Below are 20,337 nucleotides of genomic sequence, written 5' to 3' on the forward strand. Positions count from 1 at the left end.
CCGAATCGGGGTGCAAAGGTATGAAATTTTAAACAAATTAGAACGAAATATTATCAAAAAAAAAAATTAATCTTGATTTTTTTCAATTTTTCTCAACTCCGACAATGCCTTTTGCAAGATATCGTCAGAGGGAGCGTATATTTGATAGAATCCGTCGTCACCGAAGATATCCCTTGCAATATAAGCCTTGAACAGAGGTTCCGCCAATCTGCGAGCTGTTTTTATGTCTTCTTCGTCACCCAGAATATCCAACTTTTCGGCATCTTTCAACATTTTATCAAATTCCTTTTCCGGCATTTTAAAATTCTTGTCGAAATTTTCCACTGTTTTGTATGCAGCGATATTTTTACGGTTTTTGTCTGTATATTCGAAAGCGTTTTGGAACAATATGCTGCTGTTGACTATTTTGTTGAAGAAGTATTCCGAGCTATCGTTTTTCAGGGGTACGTATATGTCAGGCATTATACCGCCTCCTCCATATACTGTTTTACCGCCAGGTGTGACATATTTCAATGAATCGGCAAAATGAATGCTGTCGGCACTGAACATCTCGCCGCTTTCATAGCGGTCCCAAGCCTCGAACATATATTCTTCTTTGTTGCCGCTGAATGGTTTTTGTATGCAACGACCTGTTGGAGTGTAATAACGTGCTACGGTGAGACGAAGTGCGGCGCCATTAGGAAGGTCGAACTGCTCTTGCACGAGACCTTTGCCAAAAGAACGTCTGCCTATGATAATACCTTTGTCGTTGTCTTGCAATGCTCCGGCTACTATCTCGCTGGCACTTGCCGAGCCTTCATCGATAAGCACGGCTATGTCATCGTTTTCCAATATGCCATGGCGTCTTGCATAAAGATAATTTCTCGGACGATGTTCTCCTTCCGTATAGACTATCAAACTTCCTTTTGGCAGCATTTCATCTATCATGTCCACTGCAGTACCGAGGTATCCGCCTGTGTTGCCTCTCAAATCGAGAACAAGTTGTGTCATACCCTCTTTTTTCAGTTCTTTTATGGCATCGACAAATTCTTTATATGTCGATGATGCAAAGCGTGTCAATTTGATAAATCCTATATTTTCATCTATCATGAAAGATGATATTATGCTGTTGTTTGGAATCACATCACGGGTTATGGTGAAGTCCAATAGTTCCGGCACGTCATAGCGGTGAATTTTCACATCCACCTTTGTATTTTTAGGACCTTTGAGCAGTCTCATGGCGCCGGTGTTTTGTATTCCCACACCGGCTATCAGTGAGTCGTTGACATAAACAATTCTGTCGCCTGCCTTGATACCCACTTTTTCCGAAGGACCGCCCTTTATCACTTCCAATATGGTAACAGTATCTTTTTCAATACGGAATGAAACCCCGATACCTTCAAAACTGCTTAACAACTGGTCGTTTACATCATCGAGTATTTCGGGTTCTATGTATTCACTGTGAGGGTCCATTTCGGACAACATTTCTTTTATGGCTTTAACTTGCAGTTCGTCCATCTCGACAGAGTCAACATAGTCGTTTTTTATCAAGGATAGCACATTGTCGATGTTGTCAAAAGTTTTGCCATTGACAGGTTTTACGTCACGTTTGTTGACGTTGATGCCAAGGAGCAGGCCTAAGATGAGGACCAAGGCAAAATACAGAGGCAGAAGGTTTTTACTGTTCATCAGTTATTGTAGCACTTGACAGTTCAATATTACTCTTATTTAATTTTTTAAACAATCCCTGCAACACTGTGCCGGGTCCTACTTCTACCACAGATTTCAAACCGTTGGCTATCATATTCTCCATAGTCTGAGTCCAAAATACAGGAGAAGTCAACTGTGCAATGAGATTGGTTTTTATGATTTCCGGGTCATTGACAGCTTGACCTGTAACATTTTGATATATGGGGCATATACCTTTATTAAATTTAGTACGTTTTATGGCTTCGGACAATTCAAGGCGAGCAGGTTCCATGAGAGGGCTGTGGAAAGCACCGCCTACTGCCAAAGGTACGACACGTTTGGCGCCGGCTTCCTTGAGTTTCTCGCCGGCAATCCTGACACCTTCCAATGAACCTGATATAACGATTTGCCCAATGGTATTGTAATTGGCGGGAACAACTATTTCATTTATGGATTCACAAATTCTGTTAACAGTGGCATTGTCAAGTCCTAACACTGCAGCCATGGTGCCGGGTGTGGATTCGCAGGCCTTCTGCATTGCTTTAGCTCTGTCGTTGACTAAACGGAGACCGTCATCAAAACTTATGGTTTTGTTCGCCACCAATGCTGAAAACTCTCCCAAAGAGTGACCTGCCACCATGTCAGGATTAAATCTTTCACCCAACATAAATGCCAAAATGACAGAATGCAAGAAAATAGCCGGTTGTGTCACTTTGGTTTGACGTAAATCCTCGTCGGTACCTTCGAACATGACATCCGTAATTTTGAATTTAAGGATATCATTTGCCTTGTTGAACATATCCTTGGCCTTTGAGAAGTTGTCATAAAGGTCCTTGCCCATACCTACGAATTGGGCACCTTGTCCCGGGAATACAAATGCTTTCATATTGCTCATATTTTAATCTCTGCTGTTTCCGAAAAATCTAAGTAAATACAAGAATAAATTGATAAAATCCAAATACAGACTCAAGGCAGCGTGAATAGTGATTTTCGCCATCATATCGCCTTCCAACATTCCGCTCTCACCTATTCTTTTTATTTTTTGTACGTCATAAGCAGTTAGACCAGTGAAGATTATAACTCCTATGATGCTGATAATGAAGTCAAGTTGTGAACTTCGAGTGAACATATTAATGAGAGTGGCTATAATGATACCAATAAGAGCCATTAATAAGAAAGAGCCTAATTTGGTTAGATCGGTTTTTGTGGTATATCCCACTATTGCCATTGTGCCGAACATGGCTGAAGTAATGATAAAAGTCTTGAAAATGGATGCCTGAGTATATATCACAAAGATGAAACTGAGACTTAATCCCATCAGCACTGAATACAATACATAAAGAAGTACCATGGAACTCAAGCTCATTTTGTTTACTCTCATAGTCATGACCAATACTATTATGAATGGTGCGAATATGGAAATCCATCCCAATATGTTGATTTTACTTTCTCCTGTAGGAGTTACAGTTATCAACGTACTTAACAATGAAGGATTGGTACCGAAGATATATGCAACGAAAGCTGTTATTCCCAATGCTGCAAACATCCATAAGAATACGTTGGAAACGAATGTTCTTGGCAATGCCTTTGGCATTTTTTGTTCTAAATTGAAGTTGTTTTCTAATTGATCCATAGTTTATTTAATGTAAGTTTGTTCCTATCAGTTGGAAGAACTCCGAGCGTGTCTTTTCTCTTTCGAAGGCACCCACGAAGTCACTTGTTGTAGTGACAGAATTTTGTTTCTGTACACCTCGCATACACATACACAAATGTCGTGCCTCAATTACGACAGCCACGCCGAGAGGATGTAAAGCCTCGTTGATGGCATCTTTAATTTGTGTAGTAAGACGTTCTTGTACCTGAAGCCGGCGCGAGTAGGCTTCCACCACTCGTGCTATCTTGCTCAATCCGGTAATATAACCGTTTGGAATATATGCCACATGAGCCTTTCCAATAAAAGGTATCATGTGATGTTCGCATAGTGAAAATAATTCTATATCTTTCACTATCACCATTTGTCGGTAATTTTCCTTAAAACGTGCCGACAGCAGTATCTCCATGGGGTCCATGAAGTATCCCTGTGTGAGAAATTGCATTGATTTGGCAACACGCAAAGGGGTTTTCAACAATCCTTCACGTTCTGTGTCTTCTCCGAGCAATTCAAGTATGGCTTTATAATGTTCCTGTAATTTAACAAGTTTTTCAGGATTGAATTTCTCTATCTTCTCGTATCCTATGATTTCATTTTCCATTCTTCTTCATTTTAACGAAATTGATGATATTGAACACCATGAAACAGATGTAATATCCTAAAAATGATATTATAAATCTCTTAGCGTCCTCAGGAAAACTGAAGGCGTAAATAAGTATTATTGACAAAAACAATACGAGTTTGGTTACCGTCAATATCATGTAGAAGTTGGCAAATTTGGCGGCGTCACCCTGCATCTTTTTTTGTGTGAGATGATAGATGATCAAGTTGATACAGAAGAAAAAGAAGAGCTGATAAAGCCATAATGGTGTCAACCAAGCCGTTATATAAGGCTTTATCAACAATGTAAGTGCAGCAAGAACAATTACTATACAACACAATGTCAATTGATAATGTATTACACTCTTCTGTTTCATCATGTTACGTTTATTTACTTATTTGTTGTTCTTGTTCCAGAATTTGAAATAACCTTCCACATCTTTCTGTTGATAGAAGATTGGGTAGTTGGAAATAGATATCGGCACGATCTGATAATCATCCTGATTGATGCCGCCGAAGACATAATCTGTCAGGAACAGTGAGGTGATATAATCTTTGGCAGCCTGTACATTGTCGAATTTTTCTATCGTAATGATGGATTGTTGCTTGTTTAGCATCACGCTTTTGACTTCTAATTGCAACATACGGAAATTATTTTTGTTGAAATCAGTCATACGAACCTTCAAAGGATTTATTCTCACTCTGGTTTGAGCAATCACCATCACATAATGTGTTTCATTGGGGTTATAGGTATAAGGAGATTCCTCTTCTTTTTCCGTATTGTCTTTTGGTCTGGCACTTTCTATGTTGAGGCCGAGGTTATACATGTCATTGGCTTTGAGGAGCACTTCCATGGCATGAGGTTTAATGCTGCTTTGAGGATAAGTGTTCACCAAGCGGTACAATGCAACAGCCATGGAGTCAACAACTTCGAGATAACCCAATGAAATGGCATCAAGGAACTCGAAACGCGGCATTAATGCAGTATCGTTTGCATAAAGTTCGCGGGCACGTTCCACATTCATTCTCACACGTTGATACTGCCCGTTTTTGTATGCATCGAATGTCTTGGCATAGAACTGAGAAGCTTGTGCCCCCATTTCTGCCTCTTTGATGAAATATTCCGGGTCCATGATGATTTTGGCTTGATTGGAATCCGGATATTTCAGCAGAATCTGGTTTTTATAATGTTCTGATTGCTGTTTTTCATTACGTTCGTAATACATCTTGTAAAGATAGTACCAGGAAGGCAGTTCGTTCTCGTTTTCGGGATAACGTTCGTTAAGTTCCGTATAAGCCTCGATGGAGCGTTGGTAGTCTTCTATGTTGTCATAATAAATATAACCAATATTGTTCAAAGCCTGAGCTATCAAGGCATTGGCTTCATCTTTGGCTTCCTGTGTAAAAGGTATTTGTTTGAGATAAAATTCACGGTCTGTCTCGGTATATTGTATGGTATCTCCCGGGTCTTTTGCGTTTAACAAGCCCTTTTCTTTAAGTTCAGCGATTTCTTCTTCTGTAAGATTGGCGAGTTCCTCTTCTGTCAGTTCAGGTATATCTTCTTCTTTCTGCATGCTTTGCTTGTTGCTGATGAACCAGAAGTCTTCCAAGGTTCTGTTGCTCCATTTCTTTCTAAATTCGGATTGACCTCGTATGACGGCTGAGTTGTTGTAGTAATACCATCCGGCAGCATCGGCACCAATGGAATAGTCTTGTTTAGGAGCCTCGTCTTGACCTAAAAGAGCCAATTGTTCTTTTAGTGCTTTTTCTTCTTCCAGACGTTTCTGTTCAGCTTTGTAGTCTTCAATCAACTTGTCGATTATGATGTTTCTTTGTAAAGAATCCATGTCGGCAAGACGCAAAAGGCTGTCCTGTAATTGATATGTCACGAGATTTTCTACAAGTTCGCTGAGCACGACTGTCAGGTTGAGCAGGCTGTCATATCCTTCGTAAGTGCGGTCCATAGACATTACTGCAGTATCGTAATATGCTTGTGACAGGACATAATCACTATTATCGAATAACATGGTGGCAGCGGTGAGAGATGATTTTATCTTCTGATTGTTATTGTCACGGCTGCATGCAACAGATTTTTTAAGACATTCAATAGCAAAAGGTTCATTATTATTTTTCAATGCCACTTCATACATGGCGAAGTATATCCTGTCGTGATATTCGATGTTGTTGGCATCGTTGAGCATTTTTCTGAACATCTTCATTATAGTAGCAGTGTCGTTGGTGTTGGAACATTTTGCTATATACATGCGTGATTCGAATGCCATTTCGTAATTAGGGTGACGTTTTATTACATTCTCGAATTGTTCTACGGCACGTTCATTGTCATTTTGTTTGGCATATATCTGTCCCAAAATAAACATCGCTCTTGTCTTGACGGTACGGTTCTTAGCTGTCAACAAGGCGCTTTTCAAATACTTGACAGCCTCATTTTCTTTTCCGGTAGAAATATAATAATCGGCAAGCACCAGATCGAGGTTGGTTTTAACATATTTTGGCATATTGTTGTTTGCTGATGCTGCTGTCAGATTCTGAAGCAGAGCTTCGGCTTTCTGATACTGTTCTGTTTCTATGTAAGTCTTTGCCAACCAAAGATTAGAAGTGTAGGTGATGTTATTCCCACGGTATTTGTTGGCAACAAAATCGAAGGTACGTCGAGCAGGCACATAGTCTTGTTTATAAAAATGAGCCTGTCCCATCATCAGAAAGGCATCATCTATCCATTTCACATATTCTTTGCCGTTGAAATTCATGGAGTGCCGTTGTATGCACATGGCAGATTTCTCAATGGCTCTGTCCATAGTGGAATTTAACGCAAGAGCGTTCTCTCTTGTACCATAATTGAAAACAGGAAGAATATCAGTATAGTCATCCTTGACACTCTCATTTAATGATTTCTCTCCTTCTTTAACACTCTGATTGCCATTCCACCACACATTATAATGACTTGTGAGGTTATGATAAACTCTTCTGTTCCATTTGTTCTTTTTTGTGGAACATGATGCTGCCATTAATATTGATAATGCTAAGGCAGTAATCTTAAATATATTTATCTTTCTAAGTTTAGACACTTTATCGATATTTGGTTATCCTAATAACTCGTTTTTTCGTCAAATATTTTATCACATTATTCTGAACTTGCAAAGATAAGCATTTAGACTTTTACTTTAGTGATTTTTTGAAAAAATCGTAATAGTCATCTGCCATTATGTTGTTTAATATTTAGATTGACTGATAATTATTGACTTTTTTATGGATTTTTTTCGTTAATCGAGTAGAATAGACGTATGTTTACCTTAATTATTTGGTGGATAATATAAAAGAAAAGGTCGTTTGTTTTAAAAAAACTTGTAACTTTACAGCGGCAAAATGATGAATTAATGGATAATTTTATTGTATCGGCACGTAAATACAGGCCTTCGACTTTCGATAGTGTGGTAGGACAAGGAGCAATTACGTCAACATTAAAAAATGCTATAAAAACCAATACATTAGCACAAGCTTTTTTGTTTTGTGGACCGAGAGGTGTAGGTAAGACGACGTGTGCGAGAATTATGGCAAAGACCATTAACTGTACCAATCGTACCGAAGATTTTGAAGCATGTAATGAGTGCGAGTCATGCAGGAGTTTCAACAACTCGGCTTCTTTCAATGTATATGAGTTGGATGCAGCGTCCAACAACTCTGTAGATGATATCAGAAATCTTGTGGAGCAGGTTCGCATCCCGCCTCAGACAGGTGAATATAAGGTTTATATAATCGATGAGGTGCACATGTTGTCGCAGGCGGCTTTCAATGCTTTCCTTAAAACTTTGGAAGAACCTCCGGCGTATGCTAAATTCATCCTCGCAACGACAGAGAAACATAAAATCATACCCACAATTTTGTCACGATGTCAGATATTCGACTTCAAGAGAATTACTGTAGAAGATATAACGAAACATTTGCAAAACATTGCAGCAAAAGAGGGTATTACGGTTGAGGAAGAAGCTCTTAACATTGTGGCGCAGAAAGCCGATGGTGCTCTTCGTGATGCTTTGTCTATTTTCGACCAAATGGTGAGTTTTTCTGGTAAGAATATTACTTACCATGACGTAATTGCAAATCTCAATGTCCTTGATTATGAATATTATTTTCAAATGACAGACAATATTTTGAGAAGTGATTACAATGCTGTGCTTTTGTTACTTGATGAAGTGATAGATAAAGGGTTCGATGCACAAAATTTCATTCAGGGACTTTCGACACATTTCCGTAATCTGTTGTTGGGCAGAAATGCCGCTGTCGCAGATTTGATGGAAGTAGGGCAACAGCTGAAACAGCGTTACATTACACAAGCCAAATTGGCCGGGGAATGGTTCCTTCTTAAATCATTAGACCTTGCTAATCAGTGTGATATAGATTTTAAGAGTTCAAATAACAAGAGATTGCATATAGAGATATGTTTGTTGAAAATGTGTTATGCGACGCAGAGACAAATGGCACAGCAGAGACAGGTGCAACCACAACAACCTGCAGGTCAACAGCAGAACGCGCAACCGCAACAACAGCATGTAAATCCGCAGCAATCTGCAGGTCAACCGCAACAGATACAGCCGCAGCAGCATGTAAATCCGCAGCAATCTGCAGGTCAACCGCAACAGATACAGCCGCAACAGCATGTAAATCCGCAACAACCGATACATTCGCCGCAACCTGCAGGTCAACAGCAGAACGTGCAGCCGCAACAGGCACAAAAATATGACGATACAAAAGTGTCAAGGTCTGGCAGTATGTTCTCGGTGTCGATATCATCTACAGAAAAAAAAGAGAAAGAACCTGAACATAAGGAGATTGTAATGACAAATCCTTTTACTGTTGAACAGGTACAGGATTTATGGCAACGTTTTGTCAGTGAGAACAAGTTACGTATGTCGGCATTTGTTGCCGGTATTGTTAGATCCAAGATAACTCTCGTGGCACCTTTCGAGATTCATTTTACTATAGATAATACATTGGTTGTAAATGATTTGCAAGGAATGTCAGCATTACGGGATTATTTACGAAAAGGGTTGAACAACAATCAGTTTACTTTGATTGAACATGTAGAAGAACAGAAACATGAAGAAGTGCCTTATACTGACAGAAGTAAATTTGAGAAGATGGCAGAAAAAAATCCTAATCTTATAGATTTACGCGACAAGTTGAATTTGGATGTTTATTAATATTAATTAATAGGTGTAGGCATGAGTTTTAAGAGTTGGTTTGGAAAAACGATGTTGAAGTTGAAAGGCTGGAAGATGGTCGGAGAGATACCGGAAGACATCAAAAAAAGTGTTACCATTGCAGCTCCGCATACGAGTATAGAAGATTTCTTTATTGGACGTTATTATTATTGGTATATAGAGCGTCCGGTACGTTTTCTTGTAAAAAAAGAATTTTTCAAGCCGGACTGTTTGGGTTGGCTGTTGAGAAAACTCGGGGGCATACCTGTTGACAGAAGCAGGGCATCCAATGTGGTGAGCAGCGTAGTGGAACAGTTTGGCAAATATGATGAACTCAATGTGGTGATAACACCTGAAGGAACAAGAAAACGTACCGAACATTGGAAAAAAGGTTTTTATTATATAGCACTTAAAGCCAATGTGCCTATTATTGTTGGTTTTATGGATTTTGGCAATAAAATATGCGGCACCGGTCCTGTAATTTATCCTTCAGGAGATTTTGATGCCGATTTTAAGATTATCGAGGATTTTTATCGTGGGATGAAAGGTAAATATCCTGAGAGGTTTAATTTGTAAAAGTATTAAAGTGAGAAGAAAAAACAATAATAAAACGACAGATGATTATAATGAAGTGACAGATAATCATAAGTTTATAAAAATACGCCTGCAATATATGATTTATTTGTGTGTAGGCTTGATATTGGTATCGGTGATTGGGACAATATGTTTGATGCTGTTTACACCGATGAAAGATATTGTTTATAAAAATCCTGATGACAATCTTGACAGTCTTGTTCATGAAATAAATTATAGAACCGACTCGTTGGAAACGGTGCTTAGGAATAATGAACAGTATATGTATAATCTCAAGAGAATATTGAATGATGAAGATATTGAAAATGATGAGGTGTACAGTATGGAAGATGTACCTGTAGTAGGCAGCAATGCGGCAGAAACCAAATATTTGAAGTCCAAATATGACAGTATTTTCAGATTGCAGTTTGAGATGGAGTCCCAATTTAATATATTTAAAGGAGGAAATCATGATAATAAAGATATCGACATGTTGTCGTTTTTCCCTCCGCTTAAAGGTGTTATCACTAATTATTATAGCAGTCATCAAAAGCATTATGGGATAGATGTAGTGGCTCGTAATGACGCGGTGATAATGGCTGTTTCCGATGGTACCGTAATATATTCTGATTGGAGCGTTGGTGTTGGTTATGTCATTGTTATTCAACATGATAATAATATTATATCAGTATATAAACACAATGCGGCATTGTTGAAAAAAGAGGGTGACATAGTGAGGGCAGGTGATGCTATATCTATAATAGGAGGCAGTGGCAATCTTTCTTCAGGACCTCATCTTCATTTTGAGTTGTGGTATAATGGGATAGCTTTGAATCCCGAAGAGTATATTTCTTTTGAAGAGTGACTTTAAATAATGTGAATTGTTTTTATTATCTTTGCAAATTGAAAATTAATTTAAGATGGATATATTAATTAAGATTGTACAACTGATTCTTTCATTGTCGCTGTTGGTGATAGTGCATGAATTCGGGCATTTCATTGCCGCACGCATATTCAAAACGAGAGTGGAGAAGTTTTATATTTTCTTCAATTACAAGTTTTCTATTTTGCGTTTCAAGAAGGTGCATGGTAAATGGCGTTTTCGTTTTTTTAGTAAAAATGTGCCGGAAAGCTATACAGAACATGTGAATGTTAATTCTGAAACTAATAAAAAAGAATATACTTACGAATCTATAGATCTCAGCACTTTGCCCCAAGACGACTGGCGTACCGATGAAGAACATACTGAGTTTGGAATTGGGTGGATTCCTTTAGGAGGCTATTGTAAGATTGCAGGTATGGTTGATGAATCAATGGATATGGAACAATTGAAACGTCCTGTACAACCGTGGGAATTTCGTAGTAAACCGGCATGGCAACGCCTTATTATAATGATAGGCGGTGTTTTCATGAATGTTGTCCTTGCTGTATTGATATTTATCGGGATATTGTCTGCTTATGGAGAACAGTATCTTCCTACCTCAGAAGTCAATAAATATGGTATTGCAGTAGATAGTCTCGGATATAATCTCGGACTTAAAGACGGTGACAAGATATTGTCTGTTAATGGCGAATATATAGAAAACTTTTACCAAATCCCGATGGAGATTATATTAGAGGATACTAAATATATAGAAGTGGAACGTGATGGAAAGAAGGTAAAGGTCATGTTGCCTCCGGATGCGGTGACAAAAATGCTGAAACATCAATCCACGTTCATGTCATACAGAATGCCTTTTGTGGTGGGAGAGTTTTCCGACAACTCGGCGGCAAAGGATGCCGGTATGCAAGTTGATGATATAATAGTGAAAATCAACGATATAAATACACCTTATTATCAAGATTTTGTTGCATGTATCAAACAATTTGCCGATACCGACATTAATATCTCTGTGGTAAGGAACAATGATACTTTAGTAGTGCCTTTGCATCTTCCTGCAGAAGGCGTGATTGGGGTTTATGCACAACCTATGTTGGAACTTAAAACACAGGAATATACTTTCCTGGAAGCTGTACCGCATGGCTTTTCAAAAACGATGACAGAAATAAGCGATTATTGGAAACAGTTGAAGTTGGTGTTTAAGCCGGAGACAAAAGCTTATGAAAGTCTTGGCGGCTTTATATCTATAGGAAAGATATTTCCGGATACGTTCAATTGGTATCAGTTTTGGAGAATGACAGCATTGTTGTCGGTTATTCTCGCTGTGATGAATATATTGCCAATACCGGTTCTTGACGGAGGACATGTATTGTTTTTGATTTATGAACTTATAACGAGACGTAAGCCGAGTGACAGATTTTTACAGGTGGCACAGATGATAGGATTGGCTATATTGTTAGTCCTGCTTGTGTATGCCAATGGCAATGACATTGTTAAGTTGTTCAGATAATATCATAAAATATTTGTAATGTGTGTTTTGTGATTTCATTAACACAATAAACGGAGTGGTTTTTAGTTAAAGATTTTAGAATATTAGAAAACACGGATAAGGTGCGAGTTTTAAGATATATAATAGTATTGTTGGTGTTGTTGCTGGTTTGTAACGAAATAAAGGCTCAACAGGCGCCTATGTTCACCAATTACAGCAATTCTTATGCTGTGATAAATCCCGGTTATGCCGGTCTTAGCGAAGGTGTCAATATATTGGGAATTTATAGAGACCAATGGTCAGGGTTTAAAGATATGGATGGGAATAGAGTGTCACCGAGAACGTTGTTGTTTTCCGGAGATATACCTGTTCGTTTTCTAAGAGGAGGTCTCGCTCTCGGCATAATGAAAGATGAGATTGGTTTTGAAAATAATGTAAGTGTCAATCTTGGGTATTCGTATCATTTCGATCTCGGAGCAGGTACTCTTGGTTTAGGTGCTGCTTTCAATTTGGTGAATCGATCGATGGATTTTTCTAAATTGAATCCATTAGTATCTTCTGATCCGTTTTTACCGACAGGAGAAGAGACATCTATGCTATTCGATGCCAATCTTGGCTTATTCTGGATGGTGCCTGAAACATATTATATAGGGTTCTCTGTCACCAATTTGTTTGAATCGAAAGGAAAAGAACTTGTGGGTTCAGCCGAGTCGAGTGCAAGTTTTGTGGGAGATAGGACTTTTTATCTTGTGGCAGGGTTTGAATATCAGTTTACCAACTCGTTATTCGCTATTTTACCGTCACTGTGTATTATGAGCGATGTGGCTTCGACTCAGTATAATATTGGGTCTAAGGTTATGTATAATGATCGTTTCTGGGTTGGACTTAATTACAGATTTCAGGAGTCAGTAGATATTATGGCAGGCATAAAGATTAAAGATTTACAGATTTCTTATGCATACGATATCAACACTCTGGGATTGGCAGTACCCGGCTCTCATGAAGTTTCCATAAGCTATTGCTTCAAGTTAGACTTGGACAAACATCCTCGTATCTATCGTAGTATCAGATATTTATAAAATAAATTGATGAAAGATGTTGAAAAAACATGTTTTTTTGTTGAATAAATAGAATAATTTGTTACCTTTGGCTCGCTTAAAAAAGTCAACGAGGATAATAATAATTATAGTGTAAAAACGTTAGGAATAGTTATAAATTCAAAGTATTTAAAATGAAAAAGTTTTTGTTGATAAGCCTGATCGTACTTGTATTCTCAAGTTGTAGCAATACAAACCAAGGAGAGTTGGTCGGTGTAAGAAAGAAATCGAAACCATTTTATCAGCCTGATCCGTATGGCATGGTGTTCGTCCCTATGGGAAGTTATACCATGGGCGTTGGAGGTCAGGATATTACAGCAGGATATTTGTCTCAGCCAAAGACAATATCTGTGTCTGCTTTCTTCATGGACGAAACAGAGATAACAAATAACGAATATCGTGAGTTTGTTAACTATGTGCGTGATTCCATAGCCAGAACATTGTTGGGAGAGGTGGCACCTGAAGTATATCTTATCTCAGAAAATCCAAAGACAGGGGAGTTATATGACCCGCCTTATCTTAATTGGAAAGAGGATATAGAGTGGAATAGTGACAATCAAGATTACAGAGATGCACTCGAGGAGATGTGGATTCCTGAGAATGAGCGCTATTTTGGAAAGAAAGAGATAGATTCGAGAAAGTTGTTCTATGAATATTTCTGGATAGACCTTCAGGCAGCTGCAAGAAAAGAGTTTAGAGATGATGCCGATTATCGCAATGCCGGTCTTGCCAACCGTCCACAAGGTCTTACCGACCGTTCGGTATATGTCAAAAAAGAAAGTATCAATGTATATCCGGATACCTTGGCGTGGATACATGATTATACATATTCATTCAACGACCCTCTCACAGAAAAGTATTTCTGGCATCCTGCATACGACAATTATCCGGTTGTCGGTGTAAACTGGAATCAGGCAAAAGCATTCTGTGTGTGGCGTACAGAGAAATTGAATAAATATCTTCGTTCTCAGAAGGGTGAGATGGTGCTTTCGGAGTTCCGTCTTCCTACTGAAGCGGAATGGGAATGGGCAGCAAGAGGCGGCAACCATTTGAATCCTTATCCGTGGGGAGGTCCTTATACGAGAAATGAAAAAGGTTGTCTGCTCGCCAACTACAAACCATTACGTGGCAACTATATAGCAGATGGAGGCCTTAGAACTTTGATAGTAGGACATTATCCTCCGAATGATTGGGGATTGTATGATATGGCCGGTAACGTGGCAGAATGGACTAATAGTGCTTTCGACCCTGCATCGTATAATTTTACATGGGATATGAACCCCAATTATACTTATAATGCCAAGGAAAGCGACCCGCCTGTCATGAAGAGAAAAGTCATCCGTGGCGGTTCTTGGAAAGATATATCTTATTATCTTCAGGTGACTACACGTACCTACGAATATCAGGATTCTGCCAAATGTTATATAGGATTCCGTTGTATTCAGCCGTATCTTGGTCGTAACAAGGGTGATAACCCGGCAAAGGCATCAAGAGTTTACAATTGATAAAATAAAGAATTTATAATCAAAACATTTTAATAAAATTAGGAATTATGAGTAAATTATTGGAAAGTAGAGGCTACAAGGTTTTTATGTCCAGAGTCTATGGTATTGGCGCAACAATCGTTCTTGTTGGTGCTTTGTTTAAATTGACACACTGGCCTGGTGCCAATCTCATGTTGACAGTAGGTTTGTTGACAGAGGCTGTCATATTCTTTTTCTCGGCATTTGAACCGCCGCATGTAGAACCGGACTGGAGTTTGGTGTATCCAGAATTTGCTTATGCCTATCATGGAAAAGAAGCAGAAGGCAGTACGGAAGGAAGATCCAAAGGTACTAATAACAATTCTGCAATGGGTAAACTCGACCAGATGTTTGAAAAAGCCAATATAAGTAATCAGGCATTGGAGAGATTAGGTGAAGGTATCAATAAACTTGGCGAGAATGCTGCAAAAATGGCTGAGATAAGCAATGCAGTGACAGCGACAAGCGATTATGCCAAAGCGATGCGTAAAGCTACGGAATCTGTTGCCGCTCTCGAGATCCAGATCCAAAATACGGCTGTTATGGCAGAGACCAATAACAAATTGAATAAAACCATGTCAGAATATATTGAGAAAGTCGGTGCTTCAGCATCATCAACGGAAGCTCTCAATCATCAGATTGCCGATTTATCGAAACGTATGTCTGCTCTTAATACAGTTTACGGAAATATGCTTTCTGCCATGAATGTCAAATCTTGATGGTTTGAAGTTAACTTATTATTAACTTAAAAAAACGTGAGAAATGGCAGGATTTAAAGAAACCCCGAGGCAGAAGATGATATCTATGATGTATCTCGTCTTGACAGCCTTGCTCGCTTTGAACGTTTCTGTCGATATTCTCGATGCTTTTGCTATCGTGAATGACGGTTTGGAGGTGTCCAATGCAAGCGTCGAAAGAAAGATTGAGGATTATTATAGGACTTTTCAGCAACAATACGACAGACAACAGGAAAAAGTCGCTCCTTATTGGGAGAAGGCACAGGATATTCGTAAGCATACCGACGAGATTATCAATTTCATAGAGAAAGAGATAAAACTTCCTTTGGTACTCGTTACTGAAGGTATAACGGAAGAGGAAATGCTTAATCAGGATGAAGGTGAGGCTCTCCTTAGAAATAAAAGTAAAATTGATCCGAGCAATGATCGTGTGTTCTATGAATTTGACCTTAAAAATGTAAGTGCAAAAGACAAGTACGATGCACCTACCAATTTTATGATTAATGAAGGTAATGCTACCAAGTTACGTGAAAAAATAGATGCATATCGCGATTATATCATTAATACTGTACAATCTGCCGGTATTATAAATTATGGTAGTAAGGTAGGTCTTCTTACTTCGCATGATGCCAATGGACAGGAGATAATATATCTTGATGCCAATGACAATAAACTCGATTGGGAAAATAAGAATTTCTATCATGTCATTTTGGCTGCTGATATAGCCATTTTGAATAAAATAATTGGTGAAATACAGACTACCGAATTCGATGCTATCTCTGAATTGTTCAAAAGAATAGGTGCGAGTGATTATAAGTTCAATGCGTTGGAAGCGAGAGTTATTCCAAAGACCACATACGTTCTGACAGGTCAGGATTATGAAGCTGATGTGTTTATTGCAGCATCCGACACGGCACGTCAGTTTGATGTTAAATATGCGAGAGGTGTCAAGGATTTCTACAAGGCAGGACAAGGTTCTGTCAAATCGGCTTCGAGTGTTGGCGGTGTTGTGAAATTGAAATTTCCCGGTACTTCTGTCGGAATACAGGAATATGCCGGTGTTGTGGAGATGATAGACCCTGAGACTGGTGAAAAAGTGCCTTATCCGTTCAGTTCTTCATTTACGGTGGCTCCTCCGTCAGTGACAGTGGCTCCTACACAGATGATGATATTCTATCAAGGTCTTCAAAATCCTATTTCAGTGTCATCACCCGGTATTGCTAATGAACAAATCGATGTTGCTATCTCAAAAGGAAAGATAACAAAAGGTAAAGAATCCGGTACCTATATGGTAGAAGTCCCGGCAGGAGAAAAGACGACTACCGTCACAGCTTCTACAATGATAGACGGCAAGAGAGTGGTACTTGGAAGTTATGATTTCCGTATCAAGCGCGTACCGAGTCCTCAGGCTACCATTGCAGGTATATCGAGTGGTCAGATAGGCAGAAACGAACTGCAGGCTGCCGGCGGTATCATTCCCGATATGGGTGATTTCGAATTCGGCGACTATCAGTATAACATCGTATCTTACACTTTATCTACTATAGTTGCCGGCGACTACAAGACTTCAGGAACCATAAGAGGAGGTAGATTCAATGAGGAGGCCCTCGATATTATCAGCAAATCTAAACGCGGTCAGAAACTTTTCTTCGAAAGTATTCAGGCAAAGGGTCCTGACGGCGCTACGAGAACTCTGAATCCTATCAATATTGAAATTAAATAATAAATATAAATAAAAATGAAGAGATTAATTGCTTTTGTTTCAATCTCTGTATTGACTCTTTGTGCCGCTCCGAAGGGACAAAGTCAGGCTATACTCGATGAGACTTTCACCGATGGTATCTATGTTGAGAACTCATTGGGTGAGAAGACTCCATTGCCGTTGCCTACGGTTCGTGAGGCTGACGTGATGTGGAAGAAGAGAATATGGCGAGAGATAGACTTCCGCCAGAAAATGAATTTGGGATTCTATTATCCTACTGTCTCTCATCAGAATTGGAAAAACTTTATCACTATCATACTCGATGGTATGAAAGAAGGTAAAATAACAGCTTATGAGGTTGAATCAACAGACGAGATGTTGACCCCGATTTCTTATAATCAGTTTATGAGTAAACAATCGGATACTACATACCGTACTTTCAGAAGACCGTATCCTCCGTATGATGAGTATGATACAATCATTATTTCTCAGTTCGACCCGTCACAGGTATTACGTCTCCGTCTCAAGGAAGACTGGTATTTCGACAAACAGAGATCCCAACTTATGGTACGCATCATTGCTATCTGTCCTGTCAGAATGAGGGAATTGGAGACTGGTGACCGCGTGCCGCAACCTTTGTTCTGGATACCTTACGAGAGCGCAAGGAATATCTTGGCACAGGCTCCGTATTTCAACCGCAACAATTCGGCAGGCCTTTTGTCATACGACGAGGTGTTCTGGAAGAGAATGTTCGACAGTTATATCTACAAGGAAGAGAATATTTATGACCGTAGCATACAGGAATATGCTCAAGGCGTAGATGCTCTGCTCGAATCCGAGAGAATAAAACAAAGTATCATAGACTTTGAACAATATCTTTGGGATTATTGATATAATATAGTGTTTGAATCTTACGACGGGTGGTACATTGTTACCATCCGTTTGTTTTTTAATAATGTATTTTGTAGAATATATTTTTTATTTGATGACAAAAAATATTATTTACGGTATTTTGCCGTTTTTTTAGTATCTTCACAGCCTAAAATCCAAATATGGTTGATTTGCTGCAAACGAAAATAGAATTTTTGAAAGGCGTCGGTCCCAAAAGAGCGGAACTGCTCAATAAGGAACTTTCTATCTTTACCTATCAAGATATGTTGGACCATTTTCCTTTCCGTTATGTCGATAAGAGCAAAGTGCATAAAGTCAACCAGATATGCAGCGATGCCGTTTATTATCAACTTGTGGGCACTGTGTCCAACATGCAGTCTTTCGGTTCGCCTCGTGTCACTCGTATTACTGCCACCTTTACCGATGAAACAGGTTCAGTAGAACTTGTATGGTTTCAAGGACTGAAATGGATAAGGTCGCGTTTCCGGCCGGGTATGAAATATCTCATCTTCGGCAAAGCCAACTTCTTCAACAACAGATATTCTTTTGTGCATCCCGAAGTGGATGACTATAATCCCAATGACTTGGTTGTAGGCGAGAGCTTGCAAGGAGTCTATTATACAACCCAGAAGTTGAGCAACATTGGTCTCGGTTCGCGTCAGATTGCCAACATCATAAAGACATTGCTTCCTCAAGTAGTTGACATCATTCCGGAGGTGTTGCCTCAAAGTCTTGTAATAAAAGACAATCTTATGTCGAGGAAAGAGGCATATTACAAGATACATCTCCCTTCTTCTGCCCGGGACATACATAATGCTACGTTAAGGCTGAAATATGATGAGTATTTCTTCTTTCAACTTCGTATGCTGTTGCATAAGAAAGACCGTCAGATTAATACCATGAGTGTGGTATTCGACAAGGTCGGAGATTATTTCAATACGTTTTACAAGGAACATCTGCCTTTTCCGCTTACGGGAGCGCAGAAACGTGTCATCAAGGAGATACGTGCCGATTTGAAGACTGGGCATCAGATGAACCGTCTGTTGCAGGGCGATGTGGGCAGTGGCAAAACGATAGTGGCTTTGATGATAATGCTGTTAGCCCTTGATAATGGATATCAGGCTGCCTTGATGGCTCCTACCGAGATTCTCGCCACTCAACATTATGAGAGTGTCACTGACCAGTTAAAAGGAATGAATATCAATGTTGCATTGTTGACAGGTTCTACCAAGACGGCAGAGAGAAGAAATATACTTGAACAGCTTGCCGACGGCAGTGTCAACATCATCATAGGCACTCATGCCCTTATAGAAGACAAGGTGGTATTTAAGAATCTCGGTCTTTGTATTGTCGATGAGCAACACAGGTTCGGTGTGGCGCAGAGGGCTCGTTTTTGGGAGAAGACTTCCATGCCGCCTCATACCCTTGTCATGACGGCAACACCCATACCGCGTACTCTCGCCATGACACAATACGGCGATCTCGACGTTTCCAAGATAGACGAACTGCCTCCGGGACGTAAACCGGTGAAAACGATACATCTTTACCAGGAATCACGCCTTGCCATAATATCGTTCATGAAGAGACAGATTGCCGAAGGACGTCAGATTTATGTGGTATATCCTTTGATAAAAGAGTCCGAGAAAATGGACCTGATAAATCTTAAGGAAGGATATGAGGCTTTGTTGATGGACTTTCCGGAGCCTGAATACAGGATATGTGTGGTGCATGGCCAAATGAAAGCTGATGATAAAGACTTCGAGATGCAGCGTTTTGTAAAACATCAAGCTCATATCATGGTGGCGACGACGGTGATAGAGGTGGGTGTCAATGTGCCCAATGCCTCTGTCATGATAATAGAAAACGCCGACAGATTCGGGCTCTCGCAACTGCACCAGTTGCGTGGACGTGTGGGTCGCGGCTCCGACCAGTCGTACTGTATCCTCGTCACTGACCATAAACTTACAGGCGAGGGAAAGAAACGTATGGCAACCATGGTAAGTACCAATGACGGCTTCGAGATAGCTGAGGCGGACCTGCTGCTGAGAGGTCCGGGTGAGACACAAGGAACACGCCAGTCCGGTCAGGTGGAGATGAAATTGGGCGACTTGACAAAAGATGAACCATTGATACGCCATACCCGCAGAATGGTGTCTCTGCTGCTGGAATCTGACCCACTGTTGTCGAAACCCGAACATGCCGCAACAAAACGTTATTTCGACATGTATTATTCCCAAGATTTCGACTGGGGTAGAATAGCTTGACATGGCTTTCTGAAATATTGTGTTTCATTGCTTTCCGATAAAA

The 20,337-nt window shown here is 39.6% G+C and carries 16 protein-coding genes; 10 read left to right on the forward strand and 6 right to left on the reverse strand.

The window, feature by feature from the left end:
* Window positions 1-66: 66 nt before the first annotated feature.
* The 6 genes from ACZOVS_RS08990 to porW are packed head-to-tail and all read right to left on the reverse strand — an operon-like array spanning window position 67 to window position 7,005.
* Window positions 67-1,668 (reverse strand): S41 family peptidase, encoded by a 1,602-nt coding sequence (locus ACZOVS_RS08990; RefSeq protein WP_483996894.1) that lies wholly within the window; start codon window positions 1,666-1,668, stop codon window positions 67-69.
* Window positions 1,658-2,554: an ACP S-malonyltransferase gene (gene fabD / locus ACZOVS_RS08995; protein WP_483996895.1), complete on the reverse strand. Its 897-nt coding sequence runs from the start codon at window positions 2,552-2,554 to the stop codon at window positions 1,658-1,660. The genes ACZOVS_RS08990 and fabD overlap by 11 nt, the downstream gene beginning before the upstream one ends.
* Window positions 2,555-2,566: 12 nt before the next feature.
* Entirely contained in the window at window positions 2,567-3,301 is a 735-nt protein-coding gene (locus ACZOVS_RS09000; RefSeq protein WP_483996896.1) for a Bax inhibitor-1/YccA family protein, read from the reverse strand.
* A gap of 7 nt (window positions 3,302-3,308) precedes the next feature.
* Complete coding sequence (gene folE / locus ACZOVS_RS09005; RefSeq protein WP_483996897.1) at window positions 3,309-3,920, reverse strand: GTP cyclohydrolase I FolE; 612 nt, start codon at window positions 3,918-3,920, stop codon at window positions 3,309-3,311.
* Complete coding sequence (locus ACZOVS_RS09010) at window positions 3,910-4,299, reverse strand: hypothetical protein (protein ID WP_483996898.1); 390 nt, start codon at window positions 4,297-4,299, stop codon at window positions 3,910-3,912. The genes folE and ACZOVS_RS09010 overlap by 11 nt, the downstream gene beginning before the upstream one ends.
* Window positions 4,300-4,314: 15 nt before the next feature.
* Entirely contained in the window at window positions 4,315-7,005 is a 2,691-nt protein-coding gene (porW, locus tag ACZOVS_RS09015; RefSeq protein WP_483996899.1) for a type IX secretion system periplasmic lipoprotein PorW/SprE, read from the reverse strand.
* 309 nt (window positions 7,006-7,314) lie between these two features.
* On the opposite strand from porW, the gene ACZOVS_RS09020 reads away from it, so the two are divergent.
* From ACZOVS_RS09020 to recG, 10 genes are all read left to right on the forward strand, one after another.
* A complete protein-coding gene (locus tag ACZOVS_RS09020) occupies window positions 7,315-9,138 on the forward strand; it encodes a DNA polymerase III subunit gamma/tau (RefSeq protein ID WP_483996900.1) in 1,824 nt (607 codons plus the stop codon).
* Between the two features lie 21 nt (window positions 9,139-9,159).
* Window positions 9,160-9,714, forward strand: coding sequence for a 1-acyl-sn-glycerol-3-phosphate acyltransferase (locus ACZOVS_RS09025; RefSeq protein ID WP_483996901.1), 555 nt, complete (start codon window positions 9,160-9,162; stop codon window positions 9,712-9,714).
* A 10-nt stretch (window positions 9,715-9,724) separates the two neighbouring features.
* Entirely contained in the window at window positions 9,725-10,576 is an 852-nt protein-coding gene (locus tag ACZOVS_RS09030; RefSeq protein WP_483996902.1) for a M23 family metallopeptidase, read from the forward strand.
* A gap of 55 nt (window positions 10,577-10,631) precedes the next feature.
* A complete protein-coding gene (rseP, locus tag ACZOVS_RS09035; RefSeq protein ID WP_483996903.1) occupies window positions 10,632-12,101 on the forward strand; it encodes an RIP metalloprotease RseP in 1,470 nt (489 codons plus the stop codon).
* 101 nt (window positions 12,102-12,202) lie between these two features.
* On the forward strand, window positions 12,203-13,159 hold the full coding sequence (locus ACZOVS_RS09040) for a PorP/SprF family type IX secretion system membrane protein (RefSeq protein WP_483996904.1): 957 nt from the start codon (window positions 12,203-12,205) through the stop codon (window positions 13,157-13,159).
* Between the two features lie 152 nt (window positions 13,160-13,311).
* On the forward strand, window positions 13,312-14,682 hold the full coding sequence (gene porK, locus ACZOVS_RS09045; RefSeq protein ID WP_483996905.1) for a T9SS ring complex lipoprotein PorK/GldK: 1,371 nt from the start codon (window positions 13,312-13,314) through the stop codon (window positions 14,680-14,682).
* Between the two features lie 47 nt (window positions 14,683-14,729).
* A complete protein-coding gene (porL, locus tag ACZOVS_RS09050; protein ID WP_483996906.1) occupies window positions 14,730-15,419 on the forward strand; it encodes a type IX secretion system motor protein PorL/GldL in 690 nt (229 codons plus the stop codon).
* 43 nt (window positions 15,420-15,462) lie between these two features.
* A complete protein-coding gene (porM, locus tag ACZOVS_RS09055; protein WP_483996907.1) occupies window positions 15,463-17,160 on the forward strand; it encodes a type IX secretion system motor protein PorM/GldM in 1,698 nt (565 codons plus the stop codon).
* Window positions 17,161-17,175: 15 nt separating this feature from the next.
* The gene (gene porN / locus ACZOVS_RS09060; RefSeq protein ID WP_483996908.1) at window positions 17,176-18,030 is read left to right on the forward strand and encodes a type IX secretion system ring subunit PorN/GldN; all 855 of its coding nucleotides are present in this window, start codon (window positions 17,176-17,178) and stop codon (window positions 18,028-18,030) included.
* A 161-nt stretch (window positions 18,031-18,191) separates the two neighbouring features.
* On the forward strand, window positions 18,192-20,294 hold the full coding sequence (gene recG / locus ACZOVS_RS09065) for an ATP-dependent DNA helicase RecG (protein ID WP_483996909.1): 2,103 nt from the start codon (window positions 18,192-18,194) through the stop codon (window positions 20,292-20,294).
* Window positions 20,295-20,337: the final 43 nt, after the last annotated feature.

It is taken from the genome of Candidatus Limimorpha avicola, from assembly GCF_056978975.1.

Excerpts from the sequence above, each read along its gene's own strand:
- ACZOVS_RS08990 (WP_483996894.1), bottom strand. The coding sequence starts at position 1,668 with ATGAACAGTAAAAACCTTCTGCCTCTGTATTTTGCCTTGGTCCTCATC.
- fabD (WP_483996895.1), bottom strand. The coding sequence starts at position 2,554 with ATGAAAGCATTTGTATTCCCGGGACAAGGTGCCCAATTCGTAGGTATG.
- ACZOVS_RS09000 (WP_483996896.1), bottom strand. The coding sequence starts at position 3,301 with ATGGATCAATTAGAAAACAACTTCAATTTAGAACAAAAAATGCCAAAG.
- folE (WP_483996897.1), bottom strand. The coding sequence starts at position 3,920 with ATGGAAAATGAAATCATAGGATACGAGAAGATAGAGAAATTCAATCCT.
- ACZOVS_RS09010 (WP_483996898.1), bottom strand. The coding sequence starts at position 4,299 with ATGATGAAACAGAAGAGTGTAATACATTATCAATTGACATTGTGTTGT.
- ACZOVS_RS09020 (WP_483996900.1), top strand. The coding sequence starts at position 7,315 with ATGGATAATTTTATTGTATCGGCACGTAAATACAGGCCTTCGACTTTC.
- ACZOVS_RS09025 (WP_483996901.1), top strand. The coding sequence starts at position 9,160 with ATGAGTTTTAAGAGTTGGTTTGGAAAAACGATGTTGAAGTTGAAAGGC.
- rseP (WP_483996903.1), top strand. The coding sequence starts at position 10,632 with ATGGATATATTAATTAAGATTGTACAACTGATTCTTTCATTGTCGCTG.
- porK (WP_483996905.1), top strand. The coding sequence starts at position 13,312 with ATGAAAAAGTTTTTGTTGATAAGCCTGATCGTACTTGTATTCTCAAGT.
- porL (WP_483996906.1), top strand. The coding sequence starts at position 14,730 with ATGAGTAAATTATTGGAAAGTAGAGGCTACAAGGTTTTTATGTCCAGA.
- porM (WP_483996907.1), top strand. The coding sequence starts at position 15,463 with ATGGCAGGATTTAAAGAAACCCCGAGGCAGAAGATGATATCTATGATG.
- porN (WP_483996908.1), top strand. The coding sequence starts at position 17,176 with ATGAAGAGATTAATTGCTTTTGTTTCAATCTCTGTATTGACTCTTTGT.
- recG (WP_483996909.1), top strand. The coding sequence starts at position 18,192 with ATGGTTGATTTGCTGCAAACGAAAATAGAATTTTTGAAAGGCGTCGGT.